The sequence below is a fragment of the Celeribacter sp. genome (genome assembly GCF_048266405.1).
GTDB lineage: Bacteria > Pseudomonadota > Alphaproteobacteria > Rhodobacterales > Rhodobacteraceae > Celeribacter.
Genome location: NZ_JBLWZO010000009.1, coordinates 59356 through 76620, shown reverse-complemented (window position 1 = coordinate 76620; position 17265 = coordinate 59356). Strand labels below are relative to the sequence as shown.

Annotated in this window: 16 protein-coding genes; 8 read left to right on the top strand and 8 right to left on the bottom strand. The window is 56.7% G+C overall.

What is annotated here, in order from left to right:
• Nucleotides 1-14: 14 nt before the first annotated feature.
• The 3 genes from ACN0TS_RS14740 to ACN0TS_RS14730 all read left to right on the top strand — a co-directional run bounded on the left by ACN0TS_RS14740 (nt 15) and on the right by ACN0TS_RS14730 (nt 2176).
• Nucleotides 15-794, top strand: coding sequence for a succinate dehydrogenase iron-sulfur subunit (locus ACN0TS_RS14740; protein ID WP_417260129.1), 780 nt, complete (start codon nt 15-17; stop codon nt 792-794).
• 68 nt (nt 795-862) lie between these two features.
• Entirely contained in the window at nt 863-1861 is a 999-nt protein-coding gene (locus ACN0TS_RS14735) for a glycosyltransferase family 32 protein (RefSeq protein WP_417260128.1), read from the top strand.
• 153 nt (nt 1862-2014) lie between these two features.
• Complete coding sequence (locus ACN0TS_RS14730) at nt 2015-2176, top strand: hypothetical protein (protein ID WP_417260127.1); 162 nt, start codon at nt 2015-2017, stop codon at nt 2174-2176.
• A 66-nt stretch (nt 2177-2242) separates the two neighbouring features.
• On the opposite strand, the gene ACN0TS_RS14725 is transcribed toward ACN0TS_RS14730, so the two are convergent.
• Nucleotides 2243-3238: an aldo/keto reductase gene (locus tag ACN0TS_RS14725; RefSeq protein WP_417260126.1), complete on the bottom strand. Its 996-nt coding sequence runs from the start codon at nt 3236-3238 to the stop codon at nt 2243-2245.
• Nucleotides 3238-3945, bottom strand: a complete 708-nt coding sequence (deoD, locus tag ACN0TS_RS14720) for a purine-nucleoside phosphorylase (protein WP_417249599.1) — start codon at nt 3943-3945, stop codon at nt 3238-3240. Before deoD ends, ACN0TS_RS14725 begins: the two co-directional genes overlap by 1 nt.
• A 57-nt stretch (nt 3946-4002) precedes the next feature.
• Here deoD and ACN0TS_RS14715 point away from each other — a divergent pair, with 57 nt between their 5' ends.
• A complete protein-coding gene (locus ACN0TS_RS14715) occupies nt 4003-4539 on the top strand; it encodes a DUF4329 domain-containing protein (RefSeq protein WP_417260125.1) in 537 nt (178 codons plus the stop codon).
• Nucleotides 4540-4610: 71 nt separating this feature from the next.
• Here the strand turns inward: ACN0TS_RS14715 and ACN0TS_RS14710 are convergent, their stop codons facing one another.
• On the bottom strand, nt 4611-6665 hold the full coding sequence (locus tag ACN0TS_RS14710; protein WP_417260124.1) for a methylmalonyl-CoA mutase family protein: 2055 nt from the start codon (nt 6663-6665) through the stop codon (nt 4611-4613).
• A 343-nt stretch (nt 6666-7008) separates the two neighbouring features.
• Between ACN0TS_RS14710 and ccrA the strand changes: the two genes are divergently transcribed.
• The 4 genes from ccrA to ACN0TS_RS14690 all read left to right on the top strand — a co-directional run bounded on the left by ccrA (nt 7009) and on the right by ACN0TS_RS14690 (nt 11810).
• Nucleotides 7009-8283, top strand: coding sequence for a crotonyl-CoA carboxylase/reductase (gene ccrA, locus ACN0TS_RS14705; protein WP_417260123.1), 1275 nt, complete (start codon nt 7009-7011; stop codon nt 8281-8283).
• Between the two features lie 444 nt (nt 8284-8727).
• Entirely contained in the window at nt 8728-9441 is a 714-nt protein-coding gene (locus tag ACN0TS_RS14700) for a helix-turn-helix transcriptional regulator (protein ID WP_417260122.1), read from the top strand.
• A 136-nt stretch (nt 9442-9577) separates the two neighbouring features.
• Nucleotides 9578-10216, top strand: a complete 639-nt coding sequence (locus ACN0TS_RS14695; RefSeq protein WP_417260121.1) for an acyl-homoserine-lactone synthase — start codon at nt 9578-9580, stop codon at nt 10214-10216.
• 52 nt (nt 10217-10268) lie between these two features.
• Nucleotides 10269-11810 (top strand): ATP-dependent DNA helicase, encoded by a 1542-nt coding sequence (locus ACN0TS_RS14690; protein WP_417260120.1) that lies wholly within the window; start codon nt 10269-10271, stop codon nt 11808-11810.
• A 9-nt stretch (nt 11811-11819) separates the two neighbouring features.
• Here ACN0TS_RS14690 and ACN0TS_RS14685 read toward each other — a convergent pair whose 3' ends face one another.
• From ACN0TS_RS14685 to ACN0TS_RS14665, 5 genes are all read right to left on the bottom strand, one after another.
• Complete coding sequence (locus ACN0TS_RS14685; RefSeq protein ID WP_417260119.1) at nt 11820-12569, bottom strand: TIGR02186 family protein; 750 nt, start codon at nt 12567-12569, stop codon at nt 11820-11822.
• Between the two features lies 1 nt (nt 12570).
• Complete coding sequence (locus ACN0TS_RS14680; protein ID WP_417260118.1) at nt 12571-13479, bottom strand: sulfite exporter TauE/SafE family protein; 909 nt, start codon at nt 13477-13479, stop codon at nt 12571-12573.
• 126 nt (nt 13480-13605) lie between these two features.
• Complete coding sequence (locus ACN0TS_RS14675; protein WP_417260117.1) at nt 13606-14568, bottom strand: ABC transporter permease; 963 nt, start codon at nt 14566-14568, stop codon at nt 13606-13608.
• A 1-nt stretch (nt 14569) separates the two neighbouring features.
• Nucleotides 14570-15670 (bottom strand): ABC transporter permease, encoded by a 1101-nt coding sequence (locus ACN0TS_RS14670; RefSeq protein ID WP_417260116.1) that lies wholly within the window; start codon nt 15668-15670, stop codon nt 14570-14572.
• The gene (locus ACN0TS_RS14665; RefSeq protein ID WP_417260115.1) at nt 15670-17253 is read right to left on the bottom strand and encodes an ABC transporter ATP-binding protein; all 1584 of its coding nucleotides are present in this window, start codon (nt 17251-17253) and stop codon (nt 15670-15672) included. Before ACN0TS_RS14665 ends, ACN0TS_RS14670 begins: the two co-directional genes overlap by 1 nt.
• Nucleotides 17254-17265: the final 12 nt, after the last annotated feature.

The window sequence follows — 17265 nt, the reverse complement described above, 5'->3', positions numbered from 1 at the left end:
AAGGGGATAAGGCAATGGTACAATTAACCCTTCCCAAAAATTCGAAAATTGTGACGGGTAAAACCTGGCCAAAACCTGAGGGCGCGACCAACGTCCGAAAGTTCCAGATTTATCGCTACAATCCAGATGAGGAAAAGAACCCCTCGGTCGACACCTATTTCCTCGACATGGATAAATGTGGCCCGATGGTTCTCGATGCGCTGATCAAGATCAAGAATGAGATCGACCCAACGCTGACCTTCCGCCGGTCCTGCCGCGAGGGGATCTGCGGATCTTGCGCGATGAACATCGACGGGATCAACACGCTCGCCTGTATTTACGGCTTGGACGAGATCAAGGGCGATGTGAAAATCTACCCGCTGCCGCATATGTCCGTGGTCAAAGACTTGATCCCTGATCTGACCCATTTCTACGCGCAACACGCGTCGATCATGCCGTGGTTGGAGACCAAGACAAACCGCCCTGCCAAAGAATGGCGCCAGTCCATTGAGGATCGCAAGAAACTCGACGGCCTGTATGAATGCGTGATGTGTGCGTCCTGCACCACCTCGTGCCCGTCCTATTGGTGGAATGGCGACAAATACCTCGGACCAGCCGCGCTTTTGCACGCTTACCGTTGGATCATCGACAGCCGCGATGAGGCGACAGGCGAACGTCTCAGCGCTCTCGACGACCCGTTCAAACTCTACCGCTGTCACACCATTATGAACTGTGCGAAAACCTGTCCAAAGGGTCTCAACCCCGCCAAGGCCATCGCCCAGATCAAAAAGTTGATGCTTGAGAGAACGCACTAAGCTTCTGTCTGAGTGTGCGCGGGAGACGGCGCTTGTGTCGGTCTGGCTGCTTTGGAGTGTGAGCAATCATGCGAATTGATTTGAGACAAGGCCGCAAGATCTACAACGCCGTCGCCAAGAGCGGTACGATCGGACCAGAGCAAGAAAGAATCCTCGCGGAGAATGTAGATGCGCGTAAAGGGTTTCTGTATAAGGCCGTCGATTTCTCCAGCCTTCTCTCTGAGGAGCGCCGCTCCACGGTCTTGGATATTTGCCGAACACATGCGGCGCCGAGAACCAGACTTGATAAGGCTGCCCTTGCGTTTGCCGCGGGGGATTTTGAGGGCGCTCGATCCTTGGTCGATCAGGTGCTTTCCAAGGCGGAGTTGAAATTTGCGCGTCGCCGTGCGGCGCGGACACTGTCGTGGATTTTGGGGCGTGCATGGGACGCTGAGCGCCTCACGCCCACGGGGCAGCCTGCGTCGATTATCCAGTTTTGGGACAAAGATATTCCCGAGGATGTGGCGCAACAGGTTGACCGTTGGCGCACATTGGTGGGCGCGGAAAACCATCGCCTTTACAACGAGGAAGAAGCCCGCGATCTGATCGTCGAGACCTCAGGGGCGAAGGCGGGAGACATATTCGATACGGCTCCTAACGCGGCGGTGAAGTCCGATCTGTTCCGCTATTGCGTCCTGTATCAAACCGGCGGGATATATGTGGACGCCGACTTGTCTCCCCTGCCAAATACGCAAGCAGAATTGGCGAAGATGGCCGGTCGGACGGTGTATGTGCCCCGATTGGATGTTGCCCGCATGCGGATTACGAACATGTTTATTTCTGCGCAAAAAGGGTCACAGACGATGGCGCTTTGTCTCGAACAAGGTCTGCACAATCTTGAGTTTGCGACTGACAAGGGCGTCATGAATCTGGCTGGGCCAAATGTCTTAACCGATTGCGTGACCGAAATTAACTTCCCCGAGGACGGAGATCTGGCCGTGTGCTGGTCTTATTTCGGGGCGAATGTGGCAAGCGACTATAATGCCGAATACAAAAAAGGTGAGTTGAATTGGCGCAAGCCACAGTGATGTGAGTCGTGCTCTTTATGGCCTTGTCCCCCTCGCAAAATGACCTTGCTGCGTTGCGGCATTGTCATGGCGACTATGCGCAAAGGTGGGATTGTGCGGACGTGATCGATGCGTAGATTGTGAGCCAAGGGGGGCAGACAATCGGAGCAAGACATGACTGTTCAACCCACTAAAGAGTTCACTCCCGCAACACCCGTTTTGGTTTGGGATGAATACTATGCCCCTGAGCGCAAGATCACTGCGAAAACAGCCGACGCTGACGCGTCCTCTGCGACAAATGCCCTCGACGAGATGTACGAATACTACGCCGCTTAAGGCGTAAATAACGTCAAAGATAAGCCTCGCCGTGATGGCGGGGCTTTCTGTGTTTTTGAAGCGCAGTTAAGCGAAATTCTCGACGCCTTGACGCTGCTCGGGCGCGTAACGGTCGCCATAGGCCCATCCTGCGGGCAAGACTGCGTCGATCTCGGCCATGTCGGCGGGTGAGAGGGCCAATGTTGCCGCTTGGAGCCAGTCGCGCACATGCGTGCCCGTCCGAGATCCGGGGATCGGGATGATGTGGTCGCCTTGGTTCAGCACCCACGCCAGTGCGAGCGCCGAGGTCGGCAGGCCTTTGGAGGCGGCAAGCGTGCGAAAGGCCCGCACCCGCTCCATATTGTCCGACCAGTTCGGCTCTGTGAACCGCGGGTTGGCTTTGCGGAAATCATGTGCCTCGAAGGTGGGCGGATTGAGGTCCACATCGGACAGGACACCGCGCCCCAAGGGCGAAAACGGCACAAAGGTGATGCCAAGGGCGGCACAGGTGCCAAGCACGCCTAGTTCGGGTTGCCGCGACCACAGGGAATATTCGTTTTGCACCGCCATGACGGGGGTCACGTTATGGGCGCGTCTTATTGTGGTGGGGGAGACTTCGGACAGACCCCACCCGCCGATCAACCCCTCGTCGATGAGTTTGCCCATCGTTTCGGCCACCGCCTCCACGGCGATATCGGGATCGCGGCGGTGGATGTAGTAGAGTTCGACATGATCGCGGTTCAGGCGCTTGAGCGAGGCGTCAAGCTCGCCGCGGATGTAGTCCTCCGAGTTGTCAAAACGGCGCGGCGGTCCGGGAATGATGCCCGCCTTGGTGGCCAGAACCACGTCCTTTGAGGCTTGCGGGTTTTGGGCAAAGAACTGTCCGATCAATGTCTCGGACCGTCCCATGCCGTAGATGTTGGACGTGTCCCAGAAGTCGATCCCGACCTCGAGCACATCCGCCATCGTTTGCATCGACACGGCGTCATCCGCAGGGCCGAAAAAGCCCGCGAATGACATTGCGCCGAATCCGATGGCGCTGACGTGATGTGTGCCGATTTTGCGTTTGGGAAGCGATCCCATCAGAACGCGGCCTCAAGCGCAATCTCGACCATATCGCCAAAGCTCTTTTCGCGCTGGTCGGAGGGCAGGGATTCGTGCGTCAGCAGGTGGTCGGACACGGTCATCACACCCAAGGCACGCACGCCATGACGGGCGGCGACGGTGTAAAGCTCGGCCGCTTCCATCTCGACCCCCAGAATGCCGTGGCGGATCATGGCTTCGTCGAGGTCGGGGCGCTCGGCATAGAACACGTCGGACGAGTAGATGTTGCCGACATGGACGCCAACATCACGCCCGCGCGCGGAGGCAACTGCCTTTTCCAAGAGCCCGTAGTCGGCGCAGGGTGCGTAGTTGATTTCCTTGAAGAACCCCACGGACGGAGTTGTGCCCATGGTTGTGGCGGTCATGGCGATGATGACGTCGCGCACCTTGATATAGTCCTGCATCGCGCCACAGGAGCCAATACGGATCAGGGTCTTGGCCCCGTATTCGGTGATCAACTCGTTGGCGTAGATGGAGATCGAGGGCATCCCCATGCCAGAGCCGTGGATGGTGACAGGGTTGCCCTTATAGGTGCCGGTAAAGCCGAACATGCCGCGCACCTCGTTGACCAGTTTGGCCCCGTCGAGAAAATTCTCGGCAGCCCATTTTGCGCGATAGGGATCACCAGGCATCAGAACGGTTTCGGCAATGTCGCCTTTGGCGGCGGAAATATGTGGCGTTGGCATTTGGGTGGCTCCTACGGTTGGACGTGTTAGGCTTTAGTAAGCCAGAGGGAGCATGAAATGTATAGATTGACGTTGGTGTTATTGGGGTTTGCAGTTTTGCCCATGAGTGTTCGTGCGCAAGACAGTGAAGAGACGGCCTTTGTCAAAGCGCTCTTTGCGCAGCTACAGCCCGTGTCGATTGACAAGAATCGTGAGTATTGTGGCTATATCGGTTTGGACGAGGCGGGTGTGCTCACGTCCTCTAAGCCTAAAAAGGGCCGTGCGGACAGCTGTACCCCAAAAGACCCCAAAGAGTTGGTGACGATCCTTGCGTCTTACCATACGCACGGGGCCTATTCGCCGAACTACTATAACGAAGTGCCCTCTGGCGATGACATGGAGGGCGACGAGGCCGAGGGGATCGACGGCTGGGTTGCCACTCCCGGTGGGCGGCTTTGGTACATCGACACCCAAGACATGGTGGCCGCACAGGTTTGCGGTCTTGGCTGTGTCGCCTATGATCCCGAATTTGTTGCGGGCGATATGGGGCCGATCCAAGACAGCTATAGTTATGACGAATTGGTCCAAACCCTCGAAAAACTGGACGAGGAGTAGCGCCCCATAACAGAAGGCTGCGGGGCGCTCTTTTATGGGGCCGGCGATGTGATCCGTGGGTGCGCGTGTGTTTACGGTGTCGGATCAACGAGCGCCACGATGTCGAACATGATGCGGTTCAGCTCGAAATCTTTAGGTGTGTAGACCTGAGCCACGCCCATATCGCGCAGCGTCTTTGCGTCCTCTTCGGGGATGATGCCGCCCACAACGACGGGGGTGTGGCCAAGTCCCGCGTCGCGCATCCGCTCCATCAGTTCCGCGATGAGCGGCAGGTGCGAGCCTGACAGGATCGACAAGCCAACCACATCCGCGCCGTCGCGTTTGGCCGCATTGACGATTTCGGATGGGGTGAGGCGAATGCCCTCGTATTCGATGTCCATGCCCACATCGCGGGCGCGAGCGGCGATTTGTTCGGCGCCGTTGGAGTGACCATCGAGACCAGGTTTTCCGACGAGAAATTTGGGTTTGCGGCCCAGTGCGGTGGCAACGCGGGAGACTTCGGCGCGAATGTCGTCAAGCCCCTCGGTGCGGTTGGACGGGTTGGCCGACACGCCCGTGGGGCCGCGATACTGGCCAAAGACTGCGCGCACAACATCGCCCCATTCGCCTGTGGTCGCGCCCGCTTTGGCTGCCTCAATGGAGGCGGGCATGACGTTTTCGTTTGATTGGCACGCGGCGCGGAGTTTTTTGAGCGCGGTTTGCACGGCCGCTTCATCGCGCTGGGCGCGCCATGCCTCAAGCCGTCCGATTTGGTCGGCCTCTGCGGCGGGGTCGGATTTCATAATGGAGCCGTCGCCTGCGGTGAGGGGGGAGGGCTCGCCCACGGTCCATCGGTTGACGCCAACGACGACGGTTTCGCCGCCTTCGATCTTTGTGATGCGTTCGGCGTTGGCCTCGACCAGACGCGACTTCATGTAATCTATGGCTTCAATCGCGCCGCCCATCCCGTCGAGGGTGGCAAGCTCGGCGCGCGCGCCCTCTTTGAGCGCGGCGACCTTGCGGTCCACGGCGGGGTTCTCGTCAAACAGGTCGTCGTATTCGAGCAGGTCGGTCTCATAGGCGAGGATTTGTTGCATGCGCAGCGACCATTGTTGGTCAAAGGGACGCGGCAGACCGAGCGCCTCGTTCCATGCCGGAAGCTGCACGGCGCGGGCGCGGGCATTCTTGGACAGGGTGACGGCGAGCATCTCGATCAGGATGCGGTATACGTTGTTCTCCGGCTGTTGTTCGGTCAGGCCGAGGGAGTTGACCTGCACCCCGTAGCGGAAACGGCGGAATTTCGGGTCGGTGACGCCGTAGCGGTCGCGGGTGATCTCGTCCCACAGTTCGATGAAGGCGCGCATCTTGCACATCTCGGTGACAAAACGGATGCCCGCATTCACGAAAAAGGAGATGCGACCGACCATCGTGGGGAAGGCCTCGGTCGGGACTTTGGTTTTGAGGTCATCCAGCACAGCGATGGCGGTGGCCAAGGCAAAGGCCAGTTCCTGCTCCGGCGTCGCACCTGCCTCTTGCAGGTGATAGGAACAGACGTTCATCGGGTTCCATTTCGGCAGGTGTTCGCGGGTATAGGCGGCCACATCGGTGATCATGCGCAAGGACGGTTTGGGCGGGCAGACATAGGTGCCGCGTGACAGGTATTCCTTGATGATGTCGTTTTGCACCGTGCCTTGCAGCTTGGTGATGTCCGCGCCTTGTTCTTCGGCTGCGGCGATATAGAGCGCGAGCAACCACGGCGCTGTCGCGTTAATCGTCATCGAGGTGTTCATTTTCTCGAGCGGGATGTCGTCAAAGAGCATCCGCATATCGCCCAAGTGGGAGACAGGTACACCGACCTTTCCAACTTCGCCTTTGGCCAACTCATGATCGCTGTCGTAGCCCGTTTGAGTGGGGAGGTCGAACGCCACCGAAAGACCTGTTTGACCCTTTGCGAGGTTGCCACGGTACAGCTCATTTGAGGCTTTGGCGGTGGAGTGCCCTGCGTAGGTGCGAAAGAGCCACGGACGATCGGCTTGGCGATCGGACAATTGAGCCTGACGATCGGCTTGGCGATCGGACTGAGAAGCCTGACGTGTTGCTGCACTTGGCTTGCTGTCGCGATCAAGGGCGTTTTTAGCGTCACTCATGGCAATCCTCAAATTCGTAAGGCAATAATATTTCCTTTGGATGTTTTTATGTGGAATATTGTGCCCTTGTCAATTCGCCGCGGTGCGGCGGGACTGATTTTCTCAAGCTACGTAAGGTTATTCTGCAACGGGTGGGCGCGAAATGGCCATGAAAAGTGGGGGTTAAAGGAACTTTTTCTGCATTTGCTCGGTTATAAAATTACCAATATGTGCAAATTAAAGTTGCAATATTACTTTGCTGATCCTATTTCTGCTTACAGAGAGCCCGCGATTCTGCATTGCGGCGCAGGACAGGGTGCCTTCCCACGGGCGCCCACCGAAACTTAGCAAGGAGGGCACCCCAATGGCGCTCGATACCGATCAGCCAGTTTACACTGCCGAAAAAAAGGATCTCTACGAGATTGGCGAAATCCCCCCGATGGGACACGTGCCGGACAAAATGTACGCATGGGCGATCCGACGCGAACGTCATGGCGAGCCGGATAAGTCCTTTGTCCAAGAGGTCGTCGAGACACCCAAGCTTGATAGCCACGAGGTGCTTGTCCTCGTGATGGCCGCTGGCGTGAACTATAATGGTGTTTGGGCAGGCCTCGGCGTGCCGATCTCCCCGTTCGACGGGCACGGCGCTGACTATCATATCGCGGGGTCGGATGCGTCAGGTGTCGTTTGGGCTGTGGGCGACAAAGTCAAAAACTGGAAGGTTGGCGATGAAGTTGTCATCCACTGTAACCAAGATGATGGTGACGATGAGGAGTGCAACGGCGGCGATCCGATGTTCTCGCCCTCGCAACGCATTTGGGGCTACGAGACGCCTGATGGCTCATTCGCGCAGTTCACCCGCGTTCAGGCGCAGCAACTTCTGCCGCGCCCCCAACATCTGACGTGGGAAGAAAGTGCCTGCTACACGCTGACACTCGCCACCGCCTATCGCATGTTGTTCGGTCACCATCCGCATGAATTGAAACCCGGTCAGAATGTTCTGGTCTGGGGCGCGTCGGGGGGGCTTGGCTCTTTTGCGATCCAGTTGGCCGTGGCCGCAGGGGCCAATGCCATTGGCGTCGTCTCTGGCGAGGATAAACGTGATTTCGTGATGGGGCTCGGGGCCAAGGGCGTGATCAATCGGAAGGACTTCGACTGTTGGGGGCAACTGCCAACGGTGAACACGCCTGAATATGCCAAGTGGTTCAAAGAGGCGCGTAAGTTTGGCGCGGCGATTTGGGAGATCACGGGCAAAGGCAACAACGTCGATATCGTGTTTGAGCATCCGGGTGAGGCGACTTTCCCAGTGTCCACGCTCGTTTGCAAAAAGGGCGGGATGGTTGTGATCTGTGCGGGGACGTCTGGTTTTAACTGTACCTTTGATGTGCGTTACATGTGGATGCACCAAAAGCGTCTTCAGGGATCGCACTTCGCCCATCTCAAGCAGGCCGCCGCGGCCAACCGCCTGATGATTGAGAAGCGGATTGATCCTTGTATGTCGGAAGTCTTCTCGTGGGACGACATTCCCGCCGCGCACCTTAAAATGCTGCGCAATCAACATAAGCCTGGAAATATGGCGGTGTTGGTACAGTCTCCCAAGGCGGGACTTCGAACGCTGTCAGATGTTTTGGGGATGTAACTCCCAACGCGGATTTGTGTTATTGTGCGCGTGCCGCCTCCTGAAAAAGGGGGGCGGCCTTTTTGATTCGGATTGTGTCTACTTTTCTGCACGTTTAGGTTGAATAAAATTTGATTAAAACTTCCTAATAAGTATGCTAAAAGTGTCCTAGTTAATGTTAACAATTACTTAAAAATACTCCCCTCGCTATTTCTGGGGAGTGTGAATTTGCGAATTCCGTCGAGTTCCCTTCGTGTAGTAAGGTTAAAGTCCAGCCAGCTTATCGAGGCGAGAGATTTGACATGCGAGACGATTGGATACTTGATGTTCTAGCAGATCTGCGTTCATTCGCAGAGCAAAAGGGGATGGACGCTACGGCGGACATTCTCACAGACGCATGCCTCTTGGCCGCAGCGGACCTCAAACGGGACACTGCGCGTCGGCAGCAGGAACTGATGGATCTAAATGACTACGGAGCTGGAAAAATTTCTGGAATCAATACAGGAAGTTGACTCATTTGAAGAGTTTCAAGGTGCGTCGCTTATTCTACGGGACTTGTTGGGCGTAAAACATGTTATTTATCATTGGGTGAGCAGCACAGGTGAGCAATTTGGTGTCGGAACTTATTCATCGGAATGGGTGGACCGATATCTCGAACGCGAATATTTGCGGATAGATCCAGTTATTTTTGGTTGTTTCCAAAGGTTTACGCCTGTGAATTGGAAGCAGCTCGACTGGTCGTCGCGGGCCGCACGTGCATTCTTCATTGATGCATTGGCCTATGGTGTGGGCAATCAAGGGTTTACTGTCCCTGTTCGTGGCCCCAACGGGCAATTTGCGTTGTTCACGTTGAATGAGGACACTAGCGATGCGAACTGGGAAAGTTTCATCAAACGCAGTGAGCGGGATTTGGTTATCCTCGCCCACGAATTCAATAAAAAGGCATTGGCGTTCGAAAAAGATGCGGTTGGTGTTTATGCGCAGCCTCTGTCGCCAAGGGAGGTAACAGCCATGACCTACCTCGCAAATGGCTTGAGCCGAGCCCAGGCCGCACAGAAAATGGAGATCTCGGAACACACTCTGAGAGTCTATATTGAAGCCGCTCGTCACAAATTGGGTGCACTTAATACCACCCATGCCGTTGCACGTGCGCTTTCGTCGGGGGCAATTGTGATTTAACTCGGTTATGCGCGGGATCTAACCGCACAGCCCTTGCGCGACTCAACCTAAAAGAGAATCCTGCGACTCCATGAAGTGTGAGGCGCCCAGTCGGGTTGCCCATATTTCCAAATTCTACCTGATAGGAGTCTTCATTATGCTGCACTACATTTATGCCGACGAACTTCATATGTACCCAACACTGCGTGATACAATGTTCCGTGACCGCGCGGATCAGTTTAAGCGCCGTCTTGGATGGGAAGTGAGCGTTAACGATAATGGGGAGGAGCGAGACGAGTATGACGATCTCAATCCCCTCTACGTGATCTGGAAAAACGCCAATGGAACCCACGGTGGTTCAATGCGGCTTTTGCCGACCACGGGGAACACGATGGTGAATGACCACTTCATTGACTTGATGGATGGCGTTCGGATCGAAAGCCCGCTTATTTGGGAATGCACACGTTTCTGTCTCGGGGCAAGCGCGGATAGTCGCGTCGCTGCTGCGTTGATGCTTGGTGGGGGCGAGGTGATGCGCCAATTCAATGTTGAGCATTACGTTGGTGTGTTCGATGCGCGCATGGTGCGTATCTACCGTGCGATCGGCTCATCTCCCGAAATCCTCGGCTCCCAAGGCGAAGGACGCGATATGATCAGCGTTGGCCTTTGGGAGTTTACCGAGGAAGCACGCGCCAAAATTGGCAATCGGGCCAAGGTATCTCCTGCGTTGTCAGAATTTTGGTTTAACCAATCTTTTGGCCGTGTGATCGACGACAAGATGCGTGCGACAGCGTAAATCTCACGCTTCGTGACTGGCACCTGATGCGGCGGCCCTGTAGGGTCGTCGCATGTCTGAAACACCTGTTATTTACTCCGAAGATCAAGCCGAAGCCTTCGACGCTGTTAGTGCGTTGCTCAAAGCTGCGGGGGTTGATCTGGACGATGGTATTCTCACCCCGCGCGAGGATGAGCGCAGCGCTGTGCGTGCTGTGATTGGGAAGGCGGGATCGGGCAAAACGCTTTTGCTCGCGCAGCTGTATAAGGCGGTTGAGGACGCGGGCGTTGATGTCGTGTCGGGTGACTGGGAAGGGCGCAAGCGTCGTGACAGGCGCACCTTGGCCATTCTCGCCCCCACCAACAAAGCGGCCTCGGTGTTGCGCAATCGCGGTGTACCTGCGACGACAATCCACCGCATTCTCTATACGCCCGTCTATGACCCCGAATATGAGAAACTTGCCGAGTGGCTTGCGGGGCAGGGGGATCGGCCTGTCGATGTTGAGGGGCTGAGCGAAGAGGCACTTGATCGTGCCTGCGCGTTTTACCAGAACAACAAATCCATTCCGGGGGCCTTGGCGGCTGCGGGCCTGCGTGGATCTGATTTTATTACGGGGTGGAAACGGCGCGAAGAGCCGCTTGATATCGGATTTGTCGATGAATCCTCGATGTTGGACAAAAAGCAGTTCGAAGACCTGCAAGAGATTTTTCCGACCCTTGTCTTGTTCGGTGATCCGGCGCAACTTGCCCCTGTCAATCAGGCGGGGGAAATGGTGTTCGAGCGGTTGCCCGAGACCCAGATCAACGCTTTGTCGCGTATTCACCGCCAAGAAAGTGATAGTCCCATTCTCGATCTGGCGCACGCGCTGGCCGATCCCGATTTGAGCTACGATCGGTTCGACCGGATGATCGAAGAGGCCGCGAAAACGGATGACCGTGTGGTCTATGCGCAGCGGGTGGAGAGCGATCTGATGTCGCGTTCGCCGACGCTTGTTTGGCGTAATGCCACGCGCATTCGATTGATCCAAGCATTTCGTGGGGCGTTCGATGCACCCACCGATGCGCTTCTCCCCGGTGAGCCGCTGATTTGTGACGGGATCGAATTGCCCGCCAAACATCGCAAGAAACGTCTCGACCTTGAGGCACGCGGTCTCATCAAAGGCGCGCAGGTTGTCTATTTGGGACCAGGACGAAAGCCTGGATTTTCGCGGCTGCATGTGATGGGTGCGGAAGATCCCAATATCTCAGCTGCCTCAATTGTGAAAATCGAGTTTCCCGACGAAGAAGAGCCGTTCATTCCCTTTGCCGCGCGGATGGGCGCGACGTTCCTGCATGGTGCCGCTGTCACCATTCACAAGGCGCAGGGCTCGCAATGGGAGAATGTGCAGGTCTTCGCGCCTGACCTCTACGCCGCAGCACGGGCGGGGCGGATGGAGGCGGGTATTCCACTGTGGAAACGTCTGGCCTATGTGGCGATCACGCGGGCGGAAAAGCGGCTGTTTTGGGTAACACGAGCGCGCCTGGCCAAGCCAACCGATCCGTTGGATGTCTCTGATTTGACGCAGCAACAAGCGGCTGGCTTTGCTTTGGAAATGCAGGACGATAACGGGTTGTGAGACGCGGGGTTAGCGTCTGAGTAGGCGGAACCCCTCGGAGGCAATCCATCCCGATAGCGCCGCGATCACCAGTGCCAGTATGCCATACAGGTAGGCGTGGTCCTGGGCGAGTCGGTAGAACCAACGCTCGATGCCAACCTTTTGCACGTTGATCGAGGTGGTGTAGCTGTCGATCACCTCTCCACCGCGTAACAAGAAAATGCGCGTGGTGTATTTTCCCTCAACAAGGTTCGACGGTAGCGTAACCGAGGTCGAGAACAAGGTGTCTTGTTCCACTTCAATCGCGCCTTCGCGCACGTGATAGAGATCGGCGGCCTTGCGCAGACGCAAGAGCGCCTCACGCGATGGTGCGCCGCGCATTCCGGGTAGGATGTGTGTGTCGGGGGTGATCTTCCACAGACTATCTGTCAGCGGGGTCATGGACATGCTGAGCGGACGTGATGAGGCCACTTCGTAAAAGGTTGGGGCGTGGCCGATGATGGTGTTTTCGACGTTGACCCAGATGCCAAAGCGGCGGTCTTTGCGGCGGATGGTTTCGACCTGCTGTGGCCCTGCAACAGTGATGATGACGTCTAGAGGGGTTTCATCGGGGACAGGGGCTTCGCGCTTTACTGCTCCAAAAATAAGGATTTCCGACCCGTCGAAATTTGCGGTGATCGAGATCCGGTTCTGGCTAAGGGCGGCGACAACCTCTTCGGCCTGTGCCGCAAGGGGCGCCAATAGGGCCGCGAGAAAGACAAGGGGAGCGAGGCGCATCATATCATTGCCCCAACGAGAAGAGTTCGGAGGGCGTGAGGAGCAAGTCGATGCCTAGTTTGAGACAGACAATCAGAACCAAGAGCGCCAAGAGAATGCGCAACTGTTCGGCTTTAAGTTTCAGGCCGATCTGGGTGCCGAACTGTGCGCCGATCACACCGCCGATGAGCAGCAGCACCGCAAGCATGATGTCGACCGTCTGGTTGGTGACGGCATGCAACATGGTGGTAAAGGCGGTGACGAAAATGATCTGGAAGAGAGACGTGCCGATCACGACCTTTGTCGGCATCCCGATGAGGTAGATCATTGCGGGCACCATAATGAAGCCGCCGCCCACGCCCATGATCGCGGCGAGCATCCCCACCAATACGCCCACGCCGAGCGGAGGGATGACGGAGATATAGAGACCGGAGGTGCGGAACTTCATCTTGAGGGGGAGGTTGTGAACCCATGTGTGTTTGGTCCGCTCTCGACGCGCTCCGGGGCGTCCCTTGGCACGTTTGAGCGCGCGTAGGGATTCTACCAACATCAGCGCGCCGATGATCCCGAGAAAGACGACGTAGCATAGGGTGACAAGCAAATCGACTTGGCCGATCGCCTTGAGCATGTTGAAAATCTGCATCCCGATGGCGGAGCCAACTAGGCCTCCGATCAACAGCACCATTCCCATACGCAGGTCGACGGTTTTCCGTTTGAGGTGTGCAAGCACGGCTGAGACGGAGGAGGCGACGATCTGGTTGGCGGAGGTGGCCACGGCGACTGCGGGAGGAATGCCGACGAAAAACAGAAGTGGCGTGATGAGGAAACCGCCCCCCACTCCGAACATACCCGATAGAATGCCGACGAGACCACCAAGTCCCAAGAGGACAAAAGCGTTTATGGAGACTTCGGCGATGGGCAGGAAAATCTGCATGTGGGCTACTTTCCGCGTGCGTTTATTCAGGAATGCAATGAATCGCGCGCCGCGTCAAACCCAAGCCTGCCATTAAACGAGAAAAGCGGAGCCGAAGCCCCGCTTTTCGTGTGTTGTGACCTGTTGTCAGCGTTCTTTGACGTAAGGCTGGCCGCCAGCGCGTGGCGGGATCGCCTTGCCGACGAATCCTGCGAGGATGATCACGGTCAGGATATAGGGCAGGGCTTGCATGAACTGCACAGGGATCGTGACATCGCCCAGTGAGATTGACTGGTAGCGGTTGCCCAGAGCTTCCAACAGGCCGAACAGAAGCGTGGCAGATAGTGCATACCATGGCCGCCATTTCGCAAAGATCAGTGCCGCAAGGGCGATGTAGCCGCGTCCTGCCGACATATCTTTGACGAAGCCGGCGGCGAGCGAGGCCAGATAGGTGCCTGCCATACCGCACAGGATGCCCGCGATCACCAAAGCGGCGAAGCGCAGTTTGACCACCGAGATGCCCGCGGTGTCTACGGCTGAGGGGTTTTCGCCCACTGCGCGTAGACGCAGACCAAAGCGCGTGCGGTAGAGGACCCACCACGACAGTGGAACCGCAAGAATGGCCAGATAGGTCAGCGCCGTGTGGCCCGAGATCAGGTCATCATAGAGCGGCCCGAGGAAGGGCACATCGGCCAGTTGATCCGAGAATGGCAGGTTCCATTCCTGAAAACGTCCGTTGCCCGTCAATGGTGGGGTGCGTCCGCCGAGATGGAACCACGATTGCCCTACCACGACTGTCAAGCCCGCAGCGAGAAAGTTCAGCGCCACGCCCGAAATGAGCTGATCGCCCTTAAAGGTGATGGAGGCCAGACCATGGAGCATTGAAAAGGCGAGAGAGCCGCCGATACCCGCCAAGAGGCCGATCCAGATGGAGCCTGTTACGTAGGAGGCCGCCCCCGCGAGGAAGGCCGCCGCGAGCAATTTGCCCTCTAGGCCGATGTCCACGACCCCTGCGCGTTCTGAAAACAGCCCCGCAAGACAGGTGAGCAACAGCGGTGTAGCAAGGCGCACGGTGCTGTCGAGGATTTGGATGAGCGTCAGATAATCCATATCACGCCTCCTCTTTCTTGCGTCCGAAGACGAGGAAGAGTTTTTCGAGCGGACGGCGCACCATGTTATCAAGCGCTCCCGTGAACATGATGACGAGTGCTTGGATCACAATGACCAACTCGCGCGGGATTGCTTCCCACATCGAAAGCTCTGCACCGCCTTGATACAAGAAACCGAACAGAATGGCGGCGAGGACGATCCCAACGGGGTGATTGCGACCCATGAGTGCCACGGCGATACCGATAAAGCCTGCGCCTTCAACGGCGTTATCAATCAGGCGTTCGGCCTCACCCATTACGTTATTGATGGCCATCAGACCTGCAAGGCCGCCCGAGATCAACATGGCAACCACAGTGATCTTTGTCGGGTTGATCCCTGCGTATTTTGCCGCAGTTTCCGAGTTGCCATAGGCACGGATTTCATAGCCCAAGCGCGAGCGCCAGATCAGAAGCCAGAACAGGAAGGCACAGACCAACGCCACAAGGAACGAGATGTTCGCAGGCGCGTGTTGGTTGAAATTGATGCCAAATGGCGCAAGCATTTCATGGAAGGTTGGCAGATGTGCCCCTTCAGGGAAGCTCGCGGATTCCGACGCCATGCCACCCGGTTTTTTTAGCACTTTGGTGAGCAAATAGCCGAGCAAGGCCGCTGCGATAAAGTTGAACATGATCGTGGTGATCACGATATGCGAGCCGCGTTTGGCCTGTAGATAGGCGGGGATAAAGGCCCACGCCGCGCCGAACACCGCGCCACCGACCATCGCGGCAGGCAGTGCAAGCGTCCAATGGGGCCACGGCACAGCGAGGCAAACGAGCGCGACACCCAATCCGCCGAGCATCGCTTGACCTTCGCCACCGATGTTGAAGATTTTGGTGTGCGAGGCGACAGCAAAGGACAGCCCAGTGAAGATAAAGTTGGTGGTGTAATAGAGCGTATAGCCCAAACCACTCGTACTCCCGAAGGCCCCCTTGACCATGGTTTGAATGGCCACAATCGGGTCTTTTCCGATGGCCCAGATCACGATGCCCGAAAAGAAAAACGCGATCAGAATGGAAAACAGGGGAATGAGGACCGCATCGGCCCACTTTGGCATTTTCTGCATTATGTATCCTCTCCCGTCATACCCGCCATCATCATGCCCAACTCACCCTCGTTCGTTTCCGAGGGGAGTTTTTCGCCCATGATATGTCCGTCGAACATCACTGCGATGCGGTCAGAGAGCGACAGGATTTCGTCCAATTCAACCGAAACAAGCAAGATGGCTTTGCCCTCGTCGCGCAGGGCCACAATTTGTTGGTGGATGAATTCGATTGCACCAATATCAACGCCGCGTGTGGGTTGTCCGACGAGCAGCAAATCGGGGCTGCGATCAATCTCGCGTGCGAGGACGATTTTTTGCTGGTTTCCGCCCGAGAAACTTTTCGCCTCAAGGCGTGGATTCGGCGGGCGCACATCAAACTTCGCCATTTCCTCAGCGGTCTTTTCGCGGATTTTGGCGTTGTCCATGAGGAAGCGGTTCTTTTGGTATTCCGGCGCATGGTGATAGCCGAACACCATGTTTTCCCACGCTTGGAAATCTAGGATCAGACCCTCGTCGTGGCGATCTTCGGGCACATGCGCGATGGAGCGTTTGCGGCGCGATTGCCCGTCGGAATGTTTGCCCGTGAGGTCCAATTCCTGTCCGTTCATGCGCACAATGCCTGTGCCGTCCTGATAACCGCCTAAGACTTCTAGCAACTCGGTCTGGCCGTTGCCCGCAACGCCTGCGATGCCAACGATTTCGCCCGCCCGTACGGTGAGGTTGATCCCTTTGACGCGTTCGACGCCCTGATCATCAACCACGCGCAGGTTCTCGATTTCCAACACGGGTTGTTTGGGCGTCGCGGGCTTTTTGTCGATTTGCAGCAGCACCTTACGCCCGACCATCAGCTCGGCCAGTTGTTCGGGCGAGGTCTCCGCGGTTTTTACGGTGGCGGTCATCTCCCCGCGGCGCATCACGGACACGGTATCCGTGACCTCCATGATCTCGCGCAGCTTGTGGGTGATGAGGATGATGGTTTTGCCCTGTTTCTTGAGCCCGTCAAGAATACGGAACAGGTGGTCCGCTTCGGCAGGAGTCAAAACGCCTGTGGGTTCATCCAAAATCAGAATGTTTGCTTGGCGATAGAGCGCTTTCAGGATCTCGACCCGTTGTTGGTGGCCAACGGAGAGATCCTCGATCAAGGCATCCGGATCGACAGAAAGTTGATATTCATCAGAGAGTTGCTTGAGCAGCTTGCGCGCTTTGGCCAGTGAGGGCCGCAACAGGCCACCGTCTTCGGCGCCTAATACGACGTTTTCAAGAACGGTGAAATTTTCAACCAGTTTAAAGTGTTGGAACACCATGCCAATGCCAGCGGAAATCGCCTCTTGGCTGTCGGTGATCGTGACCTCTTTGCCGTCGATCAAAACCGTGCCCGCGTCGGCTTTGTAAAATCCGTAGAGAATGGACATGAGCGTGGATTTCCCCGCCCCGTTTTCGCCAATGATCCCGTGAATGGTCCCTTTGGCAACGGAGATGGAGATGTCCTTATTGGCCTGAACGGGGCCAAACGCCTTCGAAATCCCACGCAGCTCGATCGCGAGCGGGGTGGAAGAGGTCGGGGCGGCAGTCTCCTGCCGCCCCTCTGTGTTGGTTGCACACATACGAGCGTTGCC

Excerpts from the sequence above, each read along its gene's own strand:
- ACN0TS_RS14740 (WP_417260129.1), top strand. The coding sequence starts at position 15 with ATGGTACAATTAACCCTTCCCAAAAATTCGAAAATTGTGACGGGTAAA.
- ACN0TS_RS14735 (WP_417260128.1), top strand. The coding sequence starts at position 863 with ATGCGAATTGATTTGAGACAAGGCCGCAAGATCTACAACGCCGTCGCC.
- ACN0TS_RS14730 (WP_417260127.1), top strand. The coding sequence starts at position 2,015 with ATGACTGTTCAACCCACTAAAGAGTTCACTCCCGCAACACCCGTTTTG.
- ACN0TS_RS14725 (WP_417260126.1), bottom strand. The coding sequence starts at position 3,238 with ATGGGATCGCTTCCCAAACGCAAAATCGGCACACATCACGTCAGCGCC.
- deoD (WP_417249599.1), bottom strand. The coding sequence starts at position 3,945 with ATGCCAACGCCACATATTTCCGCCGCCAAAGGCGACATTGCCGAAACC.
- ACN0TS_RS14715 (WP_417260125.1), top strand. The coding sequence starts at position 4,003 with ATGTATAGATTGACGTTGGTGTTATTGGGGTTTGCAGTTTTGCCCATG.
- ACN0TS_RS14710 (WP_417260124.1), bottom strand. The coding sequence starts at position 6,665 with ATGAGTGACGCTAAAAACGCCCTTGATCGCGACAGCAAGCCAAGTGCA.
- ccrA (WP_417260123.1), top strand. The coding sequence starts at position 7,009 with ATGGCGCTCGATACCGATCAGCCAGTTTACACTGCCGAAAAAAAGGAT.
- ACN0TS_RS14700 (WP_417260122.1), top strand. The coding sequence starts at position 8,728 with ATGACTACGGAGCTGGAAAAATTTCTGGAATCAATACAGGAAGTTGAC.
- ACN0TS_RS14695 (WP_417260121.1), top strand. The coding sequence starts at position 9,578 with ATGCTGCACTACATTTATGCCGACGAACTTCATATGTACCCAACACTG.
- ACN0TS_RS14690 (WP_417260120.1), top strand. The coding sequence starts at position 10,269 with ATGTCTGAAACACCTGTTATTTACTCCGAAGATCAAGCCGAAGCCTTC.
- ACN0TS_RS14685 (WP_417260119.1), bottom strand. The coding sequence starts at position 12,569 with ATGATGCGCCTCGCTCCCCTTGTCTTTCTCGCGGCCCTATTGGCGCCC.
- ACN0TS_RS14680 (WP_417260118.1), bottom strand. The coding sequence starts at position 13,479 with ATGCAGATTTTCCTGCCCATCGCCGAAGTCTCCATAAACGCTTTTGTC.
- ACN0TS_RS14675 (WP_417260117.1), bottom strand. The coding sequence starts at position 14,568 with ATGGATTATCTGACGCTCATCCAAATCCTCGACAGCACCGTGCGCCTT.
- ACN0TS_RS14670 (WP_417260116.1), bottom strand. The coding sequence starts at position 15,670 with ATGCAGAAAATGCCAAAGTGGGCCGATGCGGTCCTCATTCCCCTGTTT.
- ACN0TS_RS14665 (WP_417260115.1), bottom strand. The coding sequence starts at position 17,253 with ATGTGTGCAACCAACACAGAGGGGCGGCAGGAGACTGCCGCCCCGACC.